Source organism: Streptomyces cacaoi, from assembly GCF_006539165.1.
Taxonomy (GTDB): Bacteria; Actinomycetota; Actinomycetes; order Streptomycetales; family Streptomycetaceae; genus Streptomyces; species Streptomyces cacaoi.
Window position 1 is genome coordinate 31,773 of sequence record NZ_BJMM01000013.1, and the last position, 18,508, is coordinate 50,280.

Sequence of the window (18,508 nt, forward strand, 5' to 3'; positions counted from 1 at the left end):
CTCCTTGTTGGGCCCGTAAATCTTCGGGGGGGCCTGGGGGTCGTCCCCCAGAAGGTTTTCTGTACGGCCCAACTCGGGCCGCGTGCGTGCTTGTTGAGTTGGTGTGGCGCGCGGGCTGCCGCCGGTCAGCCGGCCATCCTCCGACGTGCGTCCTCCAGCCGGTCGGCGATCGAGCCGTTGATCAGCTCGTCGCCCACCCGCACGGTGATCCCGCCGAGGACCTCGGGGTCCACGTCCAGGTTCAGGTGGACCTGGCGTCCGTACAGCGTGGCCAGCGCGGCGCCGAGGCGCTGCTTCTGCTGGTCACTGAGCGGCACGGCGGACGTGACGACCGCCACCGACCGGTTGCGGCGCTCCGCCGCCAGCCGGGAGAGGTTCTCCAGCCCGCCCTCCAGGCTACGGCCCCGCGCCTGTGTGACGAGACGCGTCACCAGCCGCTCGGTGACCGGCCGGGCCTTGCCGCCGAGCAGCGAGTGCAGCAGCTCGGACTTGGCGGCCGGGGCCGCGGTCCGGCTGGTCAGCGCGGAGCGCAGCCGGGACGAGGTGTCCGAGGAGGACGACAGGATCCGGGAGAACCGGAACAGCTCGTCCTCGACGTCGTCCAGCGAGCCGTCCCGCTCGGCGGCGACCAGGTCGGCCTCGTCGGCCAGCTGCTCGACCGAGTCGACCAGGTCGCGCGGCGACGACCAGCGCGAGCGGACCATGCCGGAGACCAGATCCACGACCTCGCCGGTGACCTGGCCGCCGAGCACGCGCTGGGCGAGGCCGGCCTTGGCCTCACCGTCCTGCGCCGGGTCGGTGAGGACCCGGCGCAGCGAGACCTCGCGCTCCAGCAGCGTGGTCACGGCGGCGAGCTCGTCGGCGAGTGCCGTGGCGTCGACCGTGGTGCTGTCGGTCAGCGCGGTCAGGCTCTCACGTGCGGCGGCAAGCGCCTCACGGCTCGCTCCATTCATCGGGCGGCCCCGTTGGCGCTACCCGCTTCGGCGTTCCCGGCGTCCCGCTCCAGGCCGTCGAGGAACCGGTCGATGACGCGGCTCTGCCGGGCGTGGTCCTCCAGGGACTCCCCGACCAGCTTGCCCGCCAGCTCCGTGGCGAGCGTGCCGACGTCCTGCCGCAGGGCCTGGGCGGCCTGCTTGCGGTCGGCCTCGATCTGGGCGTGGCCGGCAGCGATGATCTCCTCGCGCTGCCGCTGGCCCTCGGCGCGCATCTCGGCGATGAGCGCGGCGCCCTGCTCCTGAGCCTCGGAACGCAGCCGGGCGGCCTCGTGGCGGGCCTCCGCGAGCTGGTCCTTGTACTGCTGCAGGACGTCGGACGCCTCCTGCTGGGCCGCCTCGGCCTTCTCGATGCCGCCCTCGATGGCTTCACGACGCTCTTCCAGCACCTTGTTGATGCTCGGGAGGAGCTTCTTCCACAGGAAGAAGAAGACGATGGCGAATGCGATCAGGCCGATGACGAGCTCTGGGATCGGCGGAACGAGCGGGTTCTGCGGAACCTCGGTCTCCGCCATGTGTACCAGGGCGTTCACGTCAGTGCCTTCCGTCGGAAATGGGTTCGTTCGCTCGGCAGATCAGGAGCGGAAGATGAAGCCCATGACGATGCCGATCAGGGCCAGCGCCTCACAGAAGGCGAAGCCGAGGATCTGGTTCTGACGGATCAGGCCGGCGGCCTCGGGCTGGCGGGCCAGGGCCTGGGTGCCGTTGCCGAAGACGATGCCGACGCCGATGCCGGGGCCGATGGCGGCGAGACCGTAGCCGACGGAGCCCAGGTTGCCGGTGACGCCCTTCTCAGCGGCGAGGTTGACCATTTCGAGAGCAGCGGACATGCCGTTACTTCCTTCTCTGTACGGACCGGCGGGGGTTGGCCGCCGGACAGCTTGGGGGTTGTGCGAGGGGAACGGGCTTGCTCAGTGTTCCTCGACGAGCGCGCCCTGGATGTAGGTGCAGGTCAGCAGGACGAAGACGTACGCCTGGATGACCTGGATGAAGAGCTCGAACGCGATCATCACGATCGTCATCACGAAGGAGACGACGGAGTAGGCGATGCCGATGCCGTTGAGCATGTACCAGGTCGCGATGGTGAACAGCGCCACCAGCATGTGACCGGCGAACATGTTCGCGAAGAGCCGGACGGCGTGGGTGAAGGGCCGCACCAGCAGATTCGAGAAGAACTCGATGATCATGACCAGCGGCAGCACCGGGCCGAGCGACTTGTCGTAGCCGGTGAAGTTCTTCCAGGCGCCGACGAATCCCTGGCGCTTGAACGTGAGCCCGACCCAGAGGATGTAGACGAGCAGCGCGAGACCCAGCGGGATCGAGAAGATCGACGTCACCGGGAACTGGGCGAGCGGGATGACGGACCACAGGTTCATCACCCAGACGAAGAAGAAGAGCGCCACCACGAGGGGGACGTACTTCTCGCCTTCCTTCTTGCCGATGGTCTCGTAGACGACTCCGCGGCGGATGAAGTCGTAGCCGGCCTCGCCGACCATCTGGAGCTTGCCCGGCACCAACTTGGGCTTGTTGAAGGCGGCCCAGAAGAACCAGACGATCGCGAGCGTACCGACGAGTGCGAGCAGTATCGGCTTGTTGAAGTCGAAGCCGCCGATGCTGAACATCGGCTCGAAGACGAACGAGTGGAGCCCTGGAGCCTCGAAGCCGCAGCCACTGAAAAGGTGGCAGTCGGTCTCAAAGGCGAGCATCTGGTCAGTACTCACCGCGGGCTCCTTCTGCATGGCGCATGAAAACGGCTACCTCGTTGTGTCGGCGCGGCGTGCGGCCACGGAACGGCACTGGTCTTGGTCTTGCGAATCGGGGGGCGGCGGCGGTCAGGGTGCGGGAGTGTCCGATCCGTCCCGGATGATCCGGAACTCCGGGAAACTCTGCCGTCCCCGCCTGCTGCGCCGCAGTTGGCACCGGACGATAGCAGTTGCTCGAACGAGCACTTATCCCGCCCCTACGAGACCCCGGCCCGCCGGGCCTCACGAATTCGCCCCAGAAGCGGCAGGCTTGCTGTCGCCCGGGGCGGACCCTTCCGGTTCGACGTACATGATCTTGGCCTTCAGGTACGCCCTTCCCTGCGCCGCGACCCACACCACGGTGGCGCCCAGCAGCGTGAACGCGAACGTACGGGTGTCGAAAAGGGTCGTATCCCGGAAAACCACCAGGACGACGAAGAGCAGCAGGATCTGCGTCGTGTACAGCAGCAGGCCCATCGCCTGAAAGAGATGCGGAAAGGATTTGGCGGTCCGCTGGAGAACGTAAAGGCCCATCCCCATGAAGAGGATCACCACGAGCGCTCCAGCAGCCGCACCGATGGCTCCCTTACCGCCTGCGAACACGCCGCTGACCACTGCGGCCACGACACCGGCTACGGCGGTCGGGACGGCGCAATGCAGCAGCATGCGAGCGTCGTTCGACTGCATGTGGTGTGCTCCGGGGAAATCGGGGTCGACTGACGTCGAGGACGAGCGTAGCCCGGCACGGGAGACGAGCGTCCCGCCCGAAGAGGCCGGGTCAACGCGGCACTTCGGTACGTCACCGGGTTTCGTGAACGGTATCACAAACTATTTGATGAGGTCTTTACCTGCTGAGTGTGCCCCCCGTCACACACTCGGTCCGAAGTCCCCCGAACCGGCGACACCGGCCGGGGAGCACCGTACAGGCCCCGGCTCAGCGCTTGTGCCCCACCGTCCGCCGCCGGGTCAACGCCGTGGCACCGTGCGGCGTTCGGGCCTTCGCCGCACCGCCGCCCTCGTCCGCGGTCTCGTCCCCCGTGCCGCCCCCCGCGCCGTCGCTCCGTGCGACCGCGCCGCCACCCGCGGGCTGTTCACCACCGCCCCCGGCCTGCCCGGGACCGCTCCCCGGGGGCGTCTCGGACGCCGTGGAGGCCGCGGAAGCACCGGCCGCCGGGCCGTCCTCCCCGCGCCGGTAGCGGGGCGGCACGAACCCGCTGGCCCAGCGCGGCACTCGGGGCGTGAACCGGGGCAGCAGCAGGATCACCAGCCCCACGGCGCTCAGCACGACGATGGCCAGCACGATGGCGAGGCTGGAGGAGCGCACGGAGAAGGCGACGGCGCCGAAGGCGATCAACGCCGCCCAGAAATACATGATCAGGACGGCCCGGCTGTGCGAGTGCCCGATCTCCAGCAGCCGGTGGTGCAGATGCCCGCGGTCGGCCGCGAACGGCGACTGTCCGCGCCAGGTCCGGCGGACGATGGCCAGCACGAGGTCGGCGAACGGCACGGCGATGATCGTCAACGGCAGCAGCATGGGGATGTAGACGGGCACCATCGAGTGCACGGCCGAACGCATCGAACCCGTGCTGTCGGTGATGCGGTCCGGGTCGACCTGGCCCGTGATCGAGGCCGCGCCCGCGGCCAGCACCAGCCCGATGAGCATCGAGCCCGAGTCGCCCATGAAGATCCGCGCCGGATGCATGTTGTGCGGCAGGAAGCCCAGGCACATGCCCATCAGCACGGCCGCGAACAGCGTTGCGGGCGCCGCCGCTTCGATGCCGTAGCCGTACCACATCCGGTACGCGTACATGAAGAACGCTGCGGCCGCGATGCACACCATGCCGCCGGCCAGACCGTCGAGCCCGTCGACGAAGTTCACGGCGTTGATGGTGAGCACGACCAGCGCGACCGTCAGCAGCGTGCCCTGGAGCGGGGTGAACGCCACGTTCCCCACACCGGGGATGGGGAGCCACAGGATGGTCAGGCCCTGCCAGACCATGACGCCGGCGGCGATCATCTGGCCGCCGAGCTTCACCAGCGCGTCCACGCCCCACTTGTCGTCCAGGACGCCGATCAGCCAGATCAGCCCGGCGCCCGACAGCAGCGCCCTGGGCTCGTCGGAGAGCGTGAACAGCTCCCCGATGTTGGTCAGTTGAGAGGCGACGAGCAGACCCGCGCACAGCCCGCCGAACATCGCGATACCGCCCAGCCTGGGCGTCGGCTCACGGTGCACGTCGCGCGCCCGTACCGGAGGCGCCGCACCGGCCGCGATGGCGAACTTCCGCACCGGCCCGGTCAGCAGATAGGTGACCGCGGCCGTGACGCAGAGCGTCAGCAGATATTCACGCACGGGCTCCCCAGAGTTCTCGTGGGCTGCTCAGGCCCCACACGATAGGTCACGTATCCCCGGCTGCCCGCTCCCGCGACGGCCGTGGTCCCCGGCCGCCGGGCCGCGCCGCTGCCGGACGGCTCCCCGGCGGGGGAGCCCGGCACGCCGCGCTCGGGCGGGCTGATCGCGCCGTGCGCACGCAGATGAGCGCACTGTGTGCTCACGGCGCCGCGCCACAGCCTAAGACACACGCCGCGGCCTGCTGGTTCTCGGTACGGCCCGCGGACGTCCTAGGTGTGCGCCGGAACACCCGTGAGCGCGGTGATCACCGGCTCCAGGGCCCCGTTGATCTCCTCGCCGACGGTGCGGAAGTACGGAATGGGAGCGCCGTACGGGTCGTAGATCTCGTCGGCCTCGGGGCTGGGCGCGAGCAGCCAGCCACGCAGCGCGGCGGCGGCCTGCACCAGCGCGTGCGCACGCTCGACGACGCTCTCGGCGGTCCGCGGCGCCGGCAGCGTCGCCGGGTCTATCGCCCGCACCAGTCGGGTGAACTCCTTGAGCGTGAAGGTGCGCAGGCCGGCGGAGTGGCCCATGGAGATGACCTGCGCCCGGTGGTCACGGGTCGCGGTCAGCACCAGGTCCGCCTTGATCACATGCTCGTCGAGCAGCTCACGGCCGATGAACCCGTCGGCGTCGGCGCCGTGTTCGTGCAGCACGGACACGGCGTTCTCCTCCATGGGCGCGCCCTCGTGGCCCCACGTGCCGGCGCTCTCCACCACGAGCCCGCCGGTGCGGCCGTCGCCGAGGCGGGCGGCCAGAGCATGCCGGGTGAGCCGCTCGGTGATCGGCGAGCGGCAGACGTTGCCTGTGGAGACGTGGAGGATCCGGAACGCGCCATCGGCGCCGCTTATGCCGCCGGCCTTGGCCGGGCCACGCCCTTCGGGGGCGGTCACTACGGGGCCACCTCCAGGCCCGGTACGACCTTGCGCAGCTCGTCGGCGCTGATCGCCCCCGCGCGCAGCAGCACGGGCGTGGAGCGGGTGACGTCGACGATGGAGGACGGCACGGCCTCGGCCGTCGGCCCTCCGTCGAGATAGACCGCGACGGACTCGCCCAGCATCTCCTGGGCGGCGTCGCAGGTCTGCGGCGAGGGGTGACCGGTCAGATTCGCCGAGGAGACGGCCATCGGGCCGAACTCGGTGAGCAGTTCGATGGCCACGGGGTGCAGCGGCATCCGTACGCCCACGGTGCCCTGCGTCTCGCCCAGGTCCCAGGCGAGGGAGGGCTGGTGCCGGGCGATGAGGGTGAGCGCGCCGGGCCAGAAGGCGTCGACGAGTTCCCAGGCCGTCTCGGAGAAGTCGGTCACCAGCCCGTGCAGGGTGTTCGGTGAGCCGACGAGCACCGGCGACGGCATGTTGCGGCCGCGGCCCTTGGCCTCCAGGAGATCGCCGACGGCCTCGGAGTTGAACGCGTCGGCGCCCACGCCGTAGACGGTGTCCGTGGGCAGCACGACCAGCTCGCCGCGCTTGACCGCGGATGCGGCCTCGCGCAGGCCCATCGCGCGGTCGGAGGCGTCGGAGCAGTCATATCGCCGTGCCATGGTTACGGCACCTCCCTGCGTGCAGTGGCAAAACGGGGCCGGTTGTTCAGGTCGGGGTGGTCCGCGGCGTCCGCCCAGCCGCGGTCCTCGGTGAAGATCCAGGGCACCTGTCCGCCCTGGGTGTCGGCGTGCTCGATGACGACGACGCCCCCGGGGCGCAGCAGCCGGTGGGCCGCGCGCTCCAGGCCGCGGATCGTCTCCAGGCCGTCCTCGCCCGAGAACAACGCGAGCTGCGGGTCGTGGTCGCGGGCCTCGGGGGCGACATACTCCCACTCGGTGAGCGGAATGTACGGCGGATTGGAGATCACCAGGTCGACCTGGCCGTCGAGTTCCGGCAGCGCGGTGAGCGCGTCCGCGTGGTGCAGGGCGACGCGGGAGCCCTCGACGTTGCGGCGGGCCCACTCCAGGGCCCCCTCGTCGAGCTCCACGGCGTGCACCCGCGAGCGCGGCACCTCCTGGGCGAGGGCCAGGGCGATGGCGCCGGAGCCGGTGCACAGATCGACGATGAGCGGTTCGGCGACGTCCATGGCGCGTACCGCGTCTATCGCCCAGCCGACCACCGACTCCGTCTCGGGCCGGGGCACGAACACCCCTGCGCCGACCCGGAGTTCGAGGTAGCGGAAGAAGGCCCGGCCGGTGATGTGCTGCAACGGCTCCCGGGCCTCGCGCCGGGCGACGGCCTCCCAGTAGCGCGCGTCGAAGTCGGCGTCGGCGACCCGGTGCAGCTCCCCGCGTTTGACGCCGTGCACGAAGGCCGCCAGCTCCTCCGCGTCGAACCGCGGCGAGGGCACGCCCGCGTCGGCCAGCCGCTGTGTGGCCTGCGCGACCTCAGCCAGCAACACGTTCACGTTCCGTCCCCATCCGTCTCACCGCACCCTGCCGTATCCCGGGCCCGGACTCACTGCGCGGCGGCCAGCTTGGCAGCGGAGTCCGCGTCCACGCAGGCCTGGATGACCGGGTCCAGCTCGCCGTCGAGCACCTGGTCGAGGTTGTACGCCTTGAAACCGACACGGTGGTCGGAGATCCGGTTCTCCGGGAAGTTGTAGGTGCGCACCCGCTCGGAACGGTCGACGGTACGCACCTGGCTGCGGCGCGCGTCCGAGGCTTCCCGCTCGGCCTCCTCCTGGGCCGCGGCCAGCAGCCGGGCGCGCAGGATGCGCAGCGCCTGCTCCTTGTTCTGCAACTGGCTCTTCTCGTTCTGGCAGGAGACGACGATGCCGGTGGGCTCGTGGGTGATGCGCACGGCGGAGTCGGTGGTGTTCACCGACTGCCCGCCGGGCCCGGAGGAACGGTAGACGTCGATCCGCAGGTCGTTCGGGCTGATCTCGACATCGACCTCTTCGGCCTCGGGCAGGACCAGCACACCGGCCGCCGAGGTGTGGATGCGCCCCTGCGACTCGGTGGCCGGCACCCGCTGCACGCGGTGCACCCCGCCCTCGTACTTGAGCCGGGCCCACACGCCGGCGCCGGGCTCCGCCGCGCCCTTGGTCTTCACGGCCACCTGGACGTCCTTGTAGCCGCCCAGGTCGGACTCGTTGGAGTCGATCATCTCGGTGCGCCAGCCGCTGCGCTCGGCGTACCGCAGATACATCCGCAGCAGATCGCCGGCGAACAGCGCCGACTCCTCGCCGCCCTCGCCCGCCTTGATCTCCAGGATGACGTCCTTGTCGTCGCTCGGGTCGCGCGGGACGAGCAGCAGCCGCAGCCGCTCCGTCAGCTCCTCGCGGCGCTGCTGGAGCTGCTTGACCTCGTCGGCGAACTCCGGTTCCTCAGCGGCGAGTTCACGGGCCGTCTCGATGTCGTCACCGGTCTGCTTCCACTCGCGGTAGGCCGTCACGATCGGTGTCAGCTCGGCGTAGCGCTTGTTGAGCCGGCGGGCGCCCGCCTGATCGGCGTGGATCGCCGGATCGGCGAGCTGCTTTTCGAGGTCGGCGTGCTCGCCGACGAGATCCTCGACCGCCTCGAACATCGTGTGCATCCCTTTGCTGGAGAAACGAAGGCGCCGCGGCGCCGGAACACCAAAAGAGCGCCGGCCGTGCCGCCCCCGACGGGCGGCACGGGCCGGCGCTGTGGTGTCGCTACTTCTTGGCCGTGCCGGCGTTCTTGCCGAAGCGGGCCTCGAAGCGGGCCACACGGCCACCGGTGTCGAGGATCTTCTGCTTGCCGGTGTAGAAGGGGTGGCAAGCCGAGCAGATGTCGGCGCGGATGACGCCCTCCGACACGGTGCTACGGGTCGTGAACGAGTTGCCACAGGTGCAGCTGACCTGGGTCTCGTGGTACTCCGGGTGGATGTCGCGCTTCAAGGTCACTCCTAGGTTCGGGAGGGCGCCGGGTCGGGAGACGGGTTGTCCACCGTGAACCGGGGCCGACGGTCAAGTTTGCCACTGCTGACCGCACCCCCCAAAACCGGGGCCCGGACGACGGTATTCCCCCGGTGCTCCCCGGCGCCGCACCGGCCCGGTTCCGGCGGAAGCGGCCTCACTCCCCGCCGGGTTCCCCCGCGGCCTCGGCCCGCTTCGTCCCCTTTCCGCCCGGGACGACGCCCCCTATGTCGGTCTTGTCGCCGGCGGATCCCTTGGTGGCGGACTTCGGTATCGCGCGGTCGTCCCGCAGCGCGTGCCACACCTTCGAGGTCTTCGACTCCATCGGCACGACCCGGTTGGGATCGGCCGGGTCGTACTGCACGGGCAGGGTCGTCATCTGGATGTCGTCGGACTTGATCCCCTTCAGCATCCTGGCCAGCCCGGACAGCTCCTTGACCGAGTCCAGCTCGGAGTCCGTCGTCACCGCTGAGGTCGCGGTGTCGGCCAGGTCGTAGAGCCGCTTGGGGTTGTCGAACAGGTTGACGCTGTTGACCTGGTCCATCAGCGCCTTGATGAACGCCTGCTGCAACTGGATACGGCCCAGGTCGCTGCCGTCCCCGACGCCGTGCCGGGTCCGCACCAGGCCGAGCGACTGCTCGCCGTCGAGGGTGTGGGTGCCGGCCTGGAGGTCGAGGTGGCTGTCCTTGTCCTTGATGGCCTTGTTCGTCGTCATCTTCACCCCGCCGAGGGTGTCGATGAGCTTCTTGAAGCCGGAGAAGTCGACCTCCAGATAGTGGTCCATCCGGACCCCGGAGAGCTTCTCGACGGTCTTGACCGCGCAGGCCGGGCCCCCGGTCTCGTACGCGCTGTTGAACATCGCGCGCTGGGCGGGCACCCGCCGGTTGCCGGCGCTCTCGTCGCCCTGGCAGGAGGGCCGCTCGACGAGCGTGTCCCGCGGTATGGAGACGACGCTGGCCTTGTCGTGCTTCTCGTTGATGTGCACGACCATCGCGGTGTCCGAGCGGGCCCCGCCCTGGTCCTCCCCGTACTTGGCGTTGTCGCCCTCCCGGGAGTCCGAGCCGAGCACCAGGATGTCCATCGAGCCGTTCGGCACGTCCTGGGGGCGGTCGGTCCCCAGCGCCGCGTTGATGTCGACGCCGGAGATGTTGCCGTTCAGTTTGAAGTAGACGAAGCCGAGGCTCGTACCACCGAGCACCACGGCTCCGGCCAGGGTCCACGCGGCGGCGCGCGTCACGCGCTGACGCCCCGTGCGCGGCTTGCGACGGCGGCCGGTGGCGCGTATGCCCCGGGAGCGGCGCCCGTCCGCCGTGTCGCCCTCGTTGCTGTCGCCGGCCATCTTCACTCTTCCCTCAGTCCTGCCGTTCGCCTGTTGTCCGATGTGGACGCGATGTCTCGCGGAAGGGTTGCACAACGCGTCACCGGCACGCGTTTATCTCGCACCGACGGACAGAGGCGCCCCGACGGGGCCGTCGCTCCGCACTGATCCCGTTCTACCTGCGACGACGCATCCGCGCCCGGCGAGAGCGGACGGGTTGCTCCGGGCAACCACCTGTGGTCAAGCTCTCAGCAGGCAAAACACACGGCGAGGGCCGCCCCACCGTGTGTAATGGAGCGGCCCTCGCCTGATCCGTCCGGGCGATCCGGTCAGTCCTGCCCGTTGCCCGGCGCAGGCGTCGTCTTCTGGATCTGGAGCAGGAACTCCGCGTTGGACTTCGTCTGCTTCATCTTGTCCAGGAGCAGCTCGACGGCCTGCTGCTGGTCCAGGGCGTGCAGGACGCGGCGGAGCTTCCAGACGATCTGGAGCTCCTCGTTCGCCATGAGGATCTCCTCCTTGCGGGTGCTGGACGCCTCGACGTCCACCGCGGGGAAGATCCGCTTGTCGGCGAGCTTCCGCTCCAGCTTCAGCTCCATGTTGCCGGTGCCCTTGAACTCCTCGAAGATCACGTCGTCCATGCGGGAGCCGGTCTCGACCATGGCCGTCGCGACGATCGTCAGGGAGCCGCCGTCCTCGATGTTGCGCGCCGCACCGAAGAACTTCTTCGGCGGGTAGAGCGCCGTCGAGTCGACACCACCGGACAGGATGCGCCCGGAGGCCGGGGCCGCCAGGTTGTAGGCGCGGCCCAGCCGGGTGATCGAGTCCAGCAGCACGACGACGTCGTGACCCAGCTCGACGAGCCGCTTGGCCCGCTCGATGGCCAGCTCGGCGACCGTGGTGTGGTCCTCGGCGGGCCGGTCGAAGGTCGAGGAGATGACCTCGCCCTTGACCGACCGCTGCATGTCGGTGACCTCTTCCGGACGCTCGTCGACGAGGACGACCATCAGGTGGCACTCGGGGCTGTTGTGCGTGATCGCGTTGGCGATCGCCTGCATGATCATGGTCTTACCGGTCTTCGGCGGGGCCACGATCAGACCGCGCTGCCCCTTGCCGATGGGCGAGACCAGATCGATGATCCGGGTCGTCAGCTGGTTCGGCTCCGTCTCCAGCCGCAGCCGCTCCTGCGGGTACAGCGGCGTCAGCTTGGTGAACTCCGGACGGCCCTTGCCGCCTTCGGGCGCCATGCCGTTGACGGAGTCCAGCCGCACCAGCGCGTTGAACTTCTCGCGCCGCTCGCCCTCGCGGGGCTGCCGCACCGCGCCGGTGATGTGGTCACCCTTGCGCAGCCCGTTCTTGCGCACCTGCGCGAGCGAGACGTACACGTCGTTCGGCCCCGGCAGGTAGCCGGAGGTCCGCACGAACGCGTAGTTGTCGAGGATGTCGAGGATGCCGGCGACCGGGATCAGGACGTCGTCCTCGGCGATCTGCGGCTCGCCGTAGTCCTCGCGGCCACGGCGTCCACGACGGTCGCGGTAGCGCCCGCGACGGCCACGACGGCCGGGGCCCTCGTCGTCGAAGTCGCGGTTGCCGCCGCCGCCCTGGTTCTGCTGACCGCCGCCGTCACCGCCCTTGTTGCGCTGCCGGTCCCGCTGACGGTCCCGCTTGGACTGACGGTCCTGCTGCTTGCCGTCACCGCCCTGGCCGCCGCCCTTCTCCGGCTTCTCGGCGCGCTCGGACGACTTCTCGCCCTTCTCGCCCCTGTCCGCCTTCTCGGACCGGCCGGCCTCCTGCTTGCCGCCGTCGCCCGCCGACTCGGCCTTGCCGCCCTTGGCGTCCTTGCCCGCCTTCGTCTCCTGCGCGGAGCCGGAGGCGTCCTGGCCGGCGGACCCGGCGGATTCCGTCTTGCCACGGCGCGCACGTCCCCCGGCTGCCTTGGCGTCGCCCTCGGGCTGGCCCGGGATCTCGATCTGCTGCTGGGCGTCCTGGCCGTCCTGGCCCGCGGGCTCGCCGGTACGGGCGCGGGAGGTGCTGCGCCGCTTCGGCTTCGCCTCGGCGGTCTCCGCCTCGGCCTTCTCCGACGCACCCGCGTCGGAGGTCTTGCTCTTGCTGGACGTGCCGGCTGCTGCGGCGTCCGAGGACGAACTGCCGCTCGCCTGACGCTCCTTGATGACCTCGATCAACTGGCTCTTGCGCATCCGCGCGGTGCCCTTGATGCCGAGGCTGGAGGCGACCTGCTGGAGTTCGGCCAGAACCATGCCCTCAAGCCCCGTGCCCGAACGCCGACGCCGGGGTGCGGCACCGGAGGCAGGCGAGGCGGATGCGTCCGTAGCAGGCGCCGCGGCACCGTCGGCTGCGGTATCGGCGTTCACGCCCATCAGATCGGTGGTGTCGCTCACGAAGGGTCCTTCCCTGGAGCGGACGTCGGCCAGTCTGGCTCGGCGACCGGTTGTGCTGTCCGGCTGGAGTCCTGTGCTCTCGGACCTGGCCGGGGCGGTGGTCCCGCCTGGATGTACGGCGGGGAGATCAGTACGTGGGTACGGCATGAAGCGTCGACGTGGAAGTCCTTCACACCGGCTCCGGAGCGTGTTCGGTGCTGCCCGGCAGTGATCCAAGCAGTGTGGGAAGCTCCTGGAAGAAGAGATGGTCCCAGCTGGGGCTACCAGGGGAACACGCAAGCACCGCACTCTTCGAACCGTCACACCGTGTCGTTCGCGGTGTGCGCGCCCCAAGAGACTGCGCATGCTGACTTGAGATTAACACTACCGGATCCAACAAACATTCCCCCTCTCGAAGACCGGTATGCGACAGTCACCGGGGTGCGCTGCCTGCGCCTCCCGGTGCGCCGTCGGGGCCGTCCGTGCCCCTCGACCCTCCTGTGGCCTCGCCCGACGCACCGGTGTGGAGCGGCAGCACGCTCGCTCCCGCGGTGTCCAAGGAGAGCCGGTTCGCGGTCCAGCCCTCGCCTGCGAGCTGGGACATCTTGTCGGCCTCGCCGTCGTCGGCGGGCAGTGCCAGCACCGTGGGGCCCGCGCCGGAGATGACGGCGGGCACCCCCTCGGACCGCAGCCGGGCGACCAGATCGGCACTCTCGGTCATCGCGGGCGAACGGTACTCCTGGTGCAGCCGGTCCTCGGTGGCGGCGAGCAGCAGCTCGGGCCGCCGGGTCAGCGCCTCGACCAGCAGCGCGGCACGTCCGGCGTTGAACGCCGCGTCCACGTGCGGCACGGTGCGCGGGAGCAGGCCCCGCGCGGTCTCGGTGAGCATCGGCTTGGCGGGCACGAAGACGACGGGCAGCAGTGCGGCGGCGGGCTCCAGCCGCACGGCGCGGGCCGCGCCCCCGTCGCTCCAGGCGAGCGTGAAGCCGCCGAGCAGGCACGCCGCGACGTTGTCCGGGTGGCCCTCGATCTCGGAGGCCAGCTCCAGCATGCCGGTCTCGTCGAGCCGGGCCTCGCCCCCGGTGGTGACGGCGCGGGCCGCCATGACGCCCGCGCAGATGGCCGCCGAGGAGGAGCCCAGGCCGCGCCCGTGCGGGATGCGGTTCGCGCAGACGACCTCCAGTCCGCGCGGCTGCCCGCCCAGCAGATCGAACGTCGTGCGCAGGGACTTCACGAGCAGATGGCGCTCGTCCCGGGGCAGGGTGCCGGCGCCCTCCCCGGCGATGTCGACGTGCAGGCCGGAGTCCGCGACCCGGACGACCACGTCGTCGTAGAGCCCGAGGGCGAGCCCCATGGCATCGAAGCCGGGACCGAGGTTGGCGCTGGTGGCGGGGGTTCGCACACGGACGGCGGCGGCACGGAACGCGGGACCGGCCATCTTCCGATGACTCTCCTTGATGTGGTTTGCGAGCAGCACCCCGGAACCGCGGCGGCGCCGGACCGGTCAACGTCTCCGGAAAGACGTGGCACACGCCCCTCACGGGTGACGTGCGCGAAGCGGGGTGAATCTCAGCCTATCGAAGGTGGGTTCACTGGCGACATAGGGCGCACAGGAGGCGCACGATGCGTGTCGTGAGCCACCCTGCGCTCCTTGCCCGCCGGCCCGGCCCGCAACCCGCGACGGGCCGGGCTCGTTGGTGCTGCTCCGGCGCGCTTCCGCACCGGGGCAGCCGGGGCGGAAGAGCAGGCCGGGCCGGGCGAGCGGGCCGGTCGTGCCGGGTCAGACGAGGCCGAGCCGGGCGGCTGCGGCGTCCGCGTCGACCGGCACGGTGACCGGCTGCGGGGCGCCGGCGACGGCCCAGTCGGGGTCCTTGAGGCCGTTGCCGGTGACGGTGCACACGATCCGCGACCCGGGCTCGACCCTGCCCTGCTCGGCGGCCTGGAGCAGCCCGGCGACCGAAGCGGCCGAGGCCGGCTCGACGAAGACGCCCTCGCGGGACGCCAACAGCTTGTAGGCGCGCAGGATCTGACGATCGGTCACCGAATCGATGAGCCCGCCGGACTCCTCCCGCGCCCGCTCGGCCGTCGTCCACGACGCCGGGTTGCCGATCCGGATGGCGGTGGCGAGCGTCGTCGGCTCCTTCACCGGCTCACCGCGCACGATCGGCGCGGCACCCGACGCCTGGAAGCCCCACATGCGCGGGGTGCGGGTGGCCACGGCGGGCAGCTCGCCACCGCCGGGGGCGGTGGAGGGCGTCGGGCGGGAGTACTCACGGTAGCCCTTCCAATAGGCCGTGATGTTCCCGGCGTTGCCGACCGGCAGCACATGGATGTCGGGGGCGTCGCCGAGCATGTCGACGATCTCGAACGCCGCGGTCTTCTGTCCCTCGATCCGGGCCGGATTGACCGAATTCACCAGCGCCACCGGGTACTTCTCGGACAGGCCGCGCGCCAGCGTCAGGCAGTCGTCGAAGTTCCCCTCCACCTGGAGGATCTCCGCGCCGTGCACCAGCGCCTGGCCCATCTTCCCCAGCGCGATCTTGCCCTGGGGCACCAGCACGGCGCAGACCATCCCGGCCCGCACCGCGTAGGCGGCGGCCGAGGCGGAAGTGTTGCCCGTGGAGGCGCAGATGACGGCCTGCGCGCCGTTCTCCTTGGCCTTGGTGATGGCCATCGTCATGCCGCGGTCCTTGAAGGAACCGGTGGGGTTGGCGCCCTCGACCTTGAGGTGGACGTCGCAGCCGGTCAGCTCGGAGAGCACCTGGGCCGGAACGAGCGGCGTACCGCCCTCACGGAGCGTGACGGGAGTCGTGTCGGCGTCGACCGGGAGGCGGTCCCGGTACTCCTCGATGATGCCGCGCCACTGCGGACGGCCGGCGCCGCGCCCCGGCTCCCTGGGCCCCTCGGCCTCGGACATCCGTGACATCGGAGGTTCCATGACGGTCACTTCTTCTCGGCTCCCTTGCTCACCGTTGCCCGGTGCTGCTCATTACTCACCCTCGACCCGCATGATGCTGGCCACCCCGCGCACGGTGTCGAGGCCGCGCAGCGCCTCCACCGTCGCGCTGAGCGCCGCGTCCGCGGCCCGGTGCGTGACGACGACGAGCCAGGCGCCGTCGTGCGCACCCTCCTTGCCCTTCTGCCGCACGGTGTCGATGGAGACCCCGTGCTCCGCGAAGACCGTCGCCACCTGCGCGAGGACGCCCGGCTTGTCGGCCACGTCCAGGCTGATGTGGTACCGGGTCACCACCTCGCCCATCGGGGAAACAGGCAGCTGCGTGTAGGCGGACTCGCCCGGCCCCTTGGCTCCGTTGAGCTTGTTGCGGCAGGCGGCCACCAGATCGCCCAGCACGGCCGAGGCCGTGGGCGAGCCCCCGGCTCCGGGGCCGTAGAACATGAGCTGCCCGGCGGCCTCCGACTCGACGAAGACCGCGTTGTACGCCTCGCGCACCGAGGCCAGGGGGTGGCTCAGCGGGATCATCGCCGGGTGCACCCGCGCGGTCACCGAGCGTCCGTCGGCGGCGCGTTCACAGATCGCCAGGAGCTTGACGGTGCAGCCCATGCGCCGCGCGGAGGCGATGTCGGCCGCCGACACCTCGGTGAGCCCCTCGCGGTGCACGTCGTCGAGGCGTACCCGGGTGTGGAAGGCGATACCGGCCAGGATCGCGGCCTTGGCCGCCGCGTCGAAGCCCTCCACATCGGCCGTGGGGTCGGCCTCGGCGTAACCGAGCGCGGTGGCCTCGTCGAGCGCCTCGGCGTACCCGGCGCCCGTCGAATCCATGCGGTCGAGGATGAAGTTGGTGGTGCCGTTGACGATGCCCAGGACGCGGTTGACGGTGTCACCGGCCAGCGACTCGCGCAGCGGACGCACCAGCGGGATGGCGGCGGCCACGGCCGCCTCGTAGAACAGGTCGGCCGCGTGTTTCTCGGCCGCCTCGTGCAGCGTGGCGCCGTCCTCGGCCAGCAGGGCCTTGTTGGCGGTCACCACGCTCGCACCGTGCTGGAACGCGGAGGTGATCAGGGAGCGGGCGGGCTCGATGCCGCCGATGACCTCCACGACGACGTCGACGTCCTCCCGCGCCACCAGCGCGGCGGCGTCGGTGGTGACGAGCTCGGGCGCGATCCCCGCGCGGACCCGGTCGGGGCGGCGCACGGCGACCCCGGCCAGCTCGACCGGGGCGCCGATGCGCTGCGCGAGGTCCTCGGCGTGCGTCGTCATGATGCGTGCCACCTCTGAGCCGACCACTCCACAGCCCAGCAGCGCCACCTTCAGCGGACGCGTACGCATCATCCGACCTCGTCTTCCGTCTGTCTCGTCACAGCGTGTCGTGTGGTGTCAAGTCTCACGTACCGGTCCGCGGATTCCACGCCGGGTCCAGCATGTGGGACATAAATCTCGCTAGCCGACATCGAGTCGCAGGAGATCCTCCTCCGTCTCACGCCGCACGATCGTCCGTGCCGCACCGTCCTTGACGGCGACCACGGGCGGCCGCAGGGCGTGGTTGTAATTGCTCGCCATCGAGCGGCAGTACGCGCCGGTCGCGGGTACCGCCAGGAGGTCTCCGGGCGCGAGGTCGGCGGGCAGGAACGCGTCGCGCACGACGATGTCGCCGCTCTCGCAGTGCTTGCCGACCACGCGGCTGAGCATCGGCTCGGCGTCCGAGGAACGGGACACCAGCGCGACGCTGTACTCCGCGTCGTACAACGCGGTACGGATGTTGTCCGACATCCCGCCGTCGACGCTCACATAGGTGCGCAGCCCCTCCAGCTCCTTGAGCGTGCCCACCTCGTACAGCGTGAACGCCGTCGGCCCGACGATCGCGCGGCCCGGCTCGACCGACAGCCGCGGCACCGCCAGCCCGGCCGCCTCGCACTCCCGTGTGACGATGTCGCGCAGGGCCTTGGCGATGTCGTGCGGCGCGCTCGGGTCGTCCTCCGCGGTGTAGGCGATGCCCAGCCCGCCGCCCAGATCGATCTCCGGCAGCTCCACCCCGTGCTCGTCCCGCACGGCCGTCAGCAGACCGACGACGCGGCGTGCGGAGACCTCGAAGCCGGCCATGTCGAAGATCTGCGAGCCGATGTGCGAGTGGATCCCGGTCAGCTCCAGGTCGTCCAGCTGGAGCACCCGGCGGACGGCCTCCGCCGCCGGCCCTCCCCCGGCCTCCGGGTGTGCGGCGCTCCCGGCGAGCGCGAGCCCGAACTTCTGGTCCTCGTGCGCTGTCGCGATGAACTCGTGCGTGTGCGCCTCGACACCGACCGTGACCCGGATCTGCACCGGCTGCCGCCTGCCGTGCCGCCGCGCCGCGTGCGCCACCCGCGCGATCTCCTGGAACGAGTCGAGCACGATCCGCCCGACCCCGGCCCCGACCGCCCGGTCGATCTCCTCGGACGACTTGTTGTTGCCGTGCAGCGCGATCCGCTCCGGCGGCATCCCGGCGTCCAGCGCGGTGGCCAGCTCGCCACCCGAGCAGACGTCGAGGTTCAGCCCCTCCTCGTGCAGCCAGCGCACGACGGCACGGGAGAGGAACGCCTTCCCCGCGTAGTAGACGTCCGCGCCCTCGCCGAAGGCGGAGCGCCAGGCCCGGCAGCGGGCCCGGAAGTCGGCCTCGTCCAGGATGTAGGCGGGCGTACCGAACTCCTCGGCCAGCGCACGGACATCGAGCCCGCCCACCGAGACGGCGCCGTCCGCGGACCGCCGGACGGTCTGCGCCCACACCTGCGGGTCGAGGCTGTTGAGATCGGCGGGCGGAGCTGTGCTCCCGGGGTAGCGCCCCTCCGGAAGCACATCGGCGTGCCGGGGCCCTGCGGGGTGTGCGGAACGGCTCATGACT

The 18,508-nt window shown here is 70.6% G+C and carries 17 protein-coding genes; all 17 read right to left on the reverse strand.

Annotation, left to right across the window (positions count from 1 at the left end; genetic code table 11):
- Positions 1–125: 125 nt before the first annotated feature.
- Complete coding sequence (locus SCA03_RS14905; RefSeq protein ID WP_030876070.1) at positions 126–953, reverse strand: F0F1 ATP synthase subunit delta; 828 nt, start codon at positions 951–953, stop codon at positions 126–128.
- On the reverse strand, positions 950–1,507 hold the full coding sequence (locus tag SCA03_RS14910; RefSeq protein ID WP_037851312.1) for a F0F1 ATP synthase subunit B: 558 nt from the start codon (positions 1,505–1,507) through the stop codon (positions 950–952). Before SCA03_RS14910 ends, SCA03_RS14905 begins: the two co-directional genes overlap by 4 nt.
- A 60-nt stretch (positions 1,508–1,567) precedes the next feature.
- On the reverse strand, positions 1,568–1,822 hold the full coding sequence (atpE, locus tag SCA03_RS14915; RefSeq protein ID WP_030876074.1) for an ATP synthase F0 subunit C: 255 nt from the start codon (positions 1,820–1,822) through the stop codon (positions 1,568–1,570).
- 81 nt (positions 1,823–1,903) lie between these two features.
- Positions 1,904–2,731, reverse strand: coding sequence for a F0F1 ATP synthase subunit A (gene atpB, locus SCA03_RS14920; RefSeq protein ID WP_030891945.1), 828 nt, complete (start codon positions 2,729–2,731; stop codon positions 1,904–1,906).
- Between the two features lie 246 nt (positions 2,732–2,977).
- Entirely contained in the window at positions 2,978–3,421 is a 444-nt protein-coding gene (locus SCA03_RS14925) for a Cg1360 family ATP-synthase-associated protein (RefSeq protein WP_030876078.1), read from the reverse strand.
- A gap of 247 nt (positions 3,422–3,668) precedes the next feature.
- On the reverse strand, positions 3,669–5,084 hold the full coding sequence (locus tag SCA03_RS14930; RefSeq protein WP_141275442.1) for an MraY family glycosyltransferase: 1,416 nt from the start codon (positions 5,082–5,084) through the stop codon (positions 3,669–3,671).
- Positions 5,085–5,353: 269 nt separating this feature from the next.
- A complete protein-coding gene (locus SCA03_RS14935) occupies positions 5,354–6,016 on the reverse strand; it encodes an arsenate reductase/protein-tyrosine-phosphatase family protein (protein WP_030876082.1) in 663 nt (220 codons plus the stop codon).
- A complete protein-coding gene (locus SCA03_RS14940) occupies positions 6,016–6,663 on the reverse strand; it encodes an L-threonylcarbamoyladenylate synthase (RefSeq protein ID WP_030876084.1) in 648 nt (215 codons plus the stop codon). The genes SCA03_RS14935 and SCA03_RS14940 overlap by 1 nt, the downstream gene beginning before the upstream one ends.
- A 2-nt stretch (positions 6,664–6,665) precedes the next feature.
- Entirely contained in the window at positions 6,666–7,511 is an 846-nt protein-coding gene (prmC, locus tag SCA03_RS14945) for a peptide chain release factor N(5)-glutamine methyltransferase (protein WP_030876085.1), read from the reverse strand.
- A gap of 50 nt (positions 7,512–7,561) precedes the next feature.
- Positions 7,562–8,632 carry a peptide chain release factor 1 gene (prfA, locus tag SCA03_RS14950; protein ID WP_030876087.1) on the reverse strand — a complete coding sequence of 357 codons (1,071 nt, stop codon included), beginning with the start codon at positions 8,630–8,632 and terminating at the stop codon, positions 7,562–7,564.
- Positions 8,633–8,741: 109 nt separating this feature from the next.
- Complete coding sequence (gene rpmE, locus SCA03_RS14955) at positions 8,742–8,966, reverse strand: 50S ribosomal protein L31 (protein WP_030876089.1); 225 nt, start codon at positions 8,964–8,966, stop codon at positions 8,742–8,744.
- Positions 8,967–9,141: 175 nt separating this feature from the next.
- Entirely contained in the window at positions 9,142–10,323 is a 1,182-nt protein-coding gene (locus SCA03_RS14960; RefSeq protein WP_037851315.1) for an LCP family protein, read from the reverse strand.
- A 308-nt stretch (positions 10,324–10,631) separates the two neighbouring features.
- The gene (rho, locus tag SCA03_RS14965; RefSeq protein WP_086814673.1) at positions 10,632–12,698 is read right to left on the reverse strand and encodes a transcription termination factor Rho; all 2,067 of its coding nucleotides are present in this window, start codon (positions 12,696–12,698) and stop codon (positions 10,632–10,634) included.
- A 412-nt stretch (positions 12,699–13,110) separates the two neighbouring features.
- Positions 13,111–14,115, reverse strand: coding sequence for a homoserine kinase (gene thrB / locus SCA03_RS14970; protein WP_030876094.1), 1,005 nt, complete (start codon positions 14,113–14,115; stop codon positions 13,111–13,113).
- Positions 14,116–14,457: 342 nt separating this feature from the next.
- Positions 14,458–15,594: a threonine synthase gene (gene thrC / locus SCA03_RS14975; RefSeq protein ID WP_371863944.1), complete on the reverse strand. Its 1,137-nt coding sequence runs from the start codon at positions 15,592–15,594 to the stop codon at positions 14,458–14,460.
- A 72-nt stretch (positions 15,595–15,666) separates the two neighbouring features.
- The gene (locus SCA03_RS14980) at positions 15,667–16,965 is read right to left on the reverse strand and encodes a homoserine dehydrogenase (protein WP_030876099.1); all 1,299 of its coding nucleotides are present in this window, start codon (positions 16,963–16,965) and stop codon (positions 15,667–15,669) included.
- 111 nt (positions 16,966–17,076) lie between these two features.
- On the reverse strand, positions 17,077–18,504 hold the full coding sequence (gene lysA, locus SCA03_RS14985) for a diaminopimelate decarboxylase (RefSeq protein WP_030876100.1): 1,428 nt from the start codon (positions 18,502–18,504) through the stop codon (positions 17,077–17,079).
- Positions 18,505–18,508 lie beyond the last annotated feature (4 nt).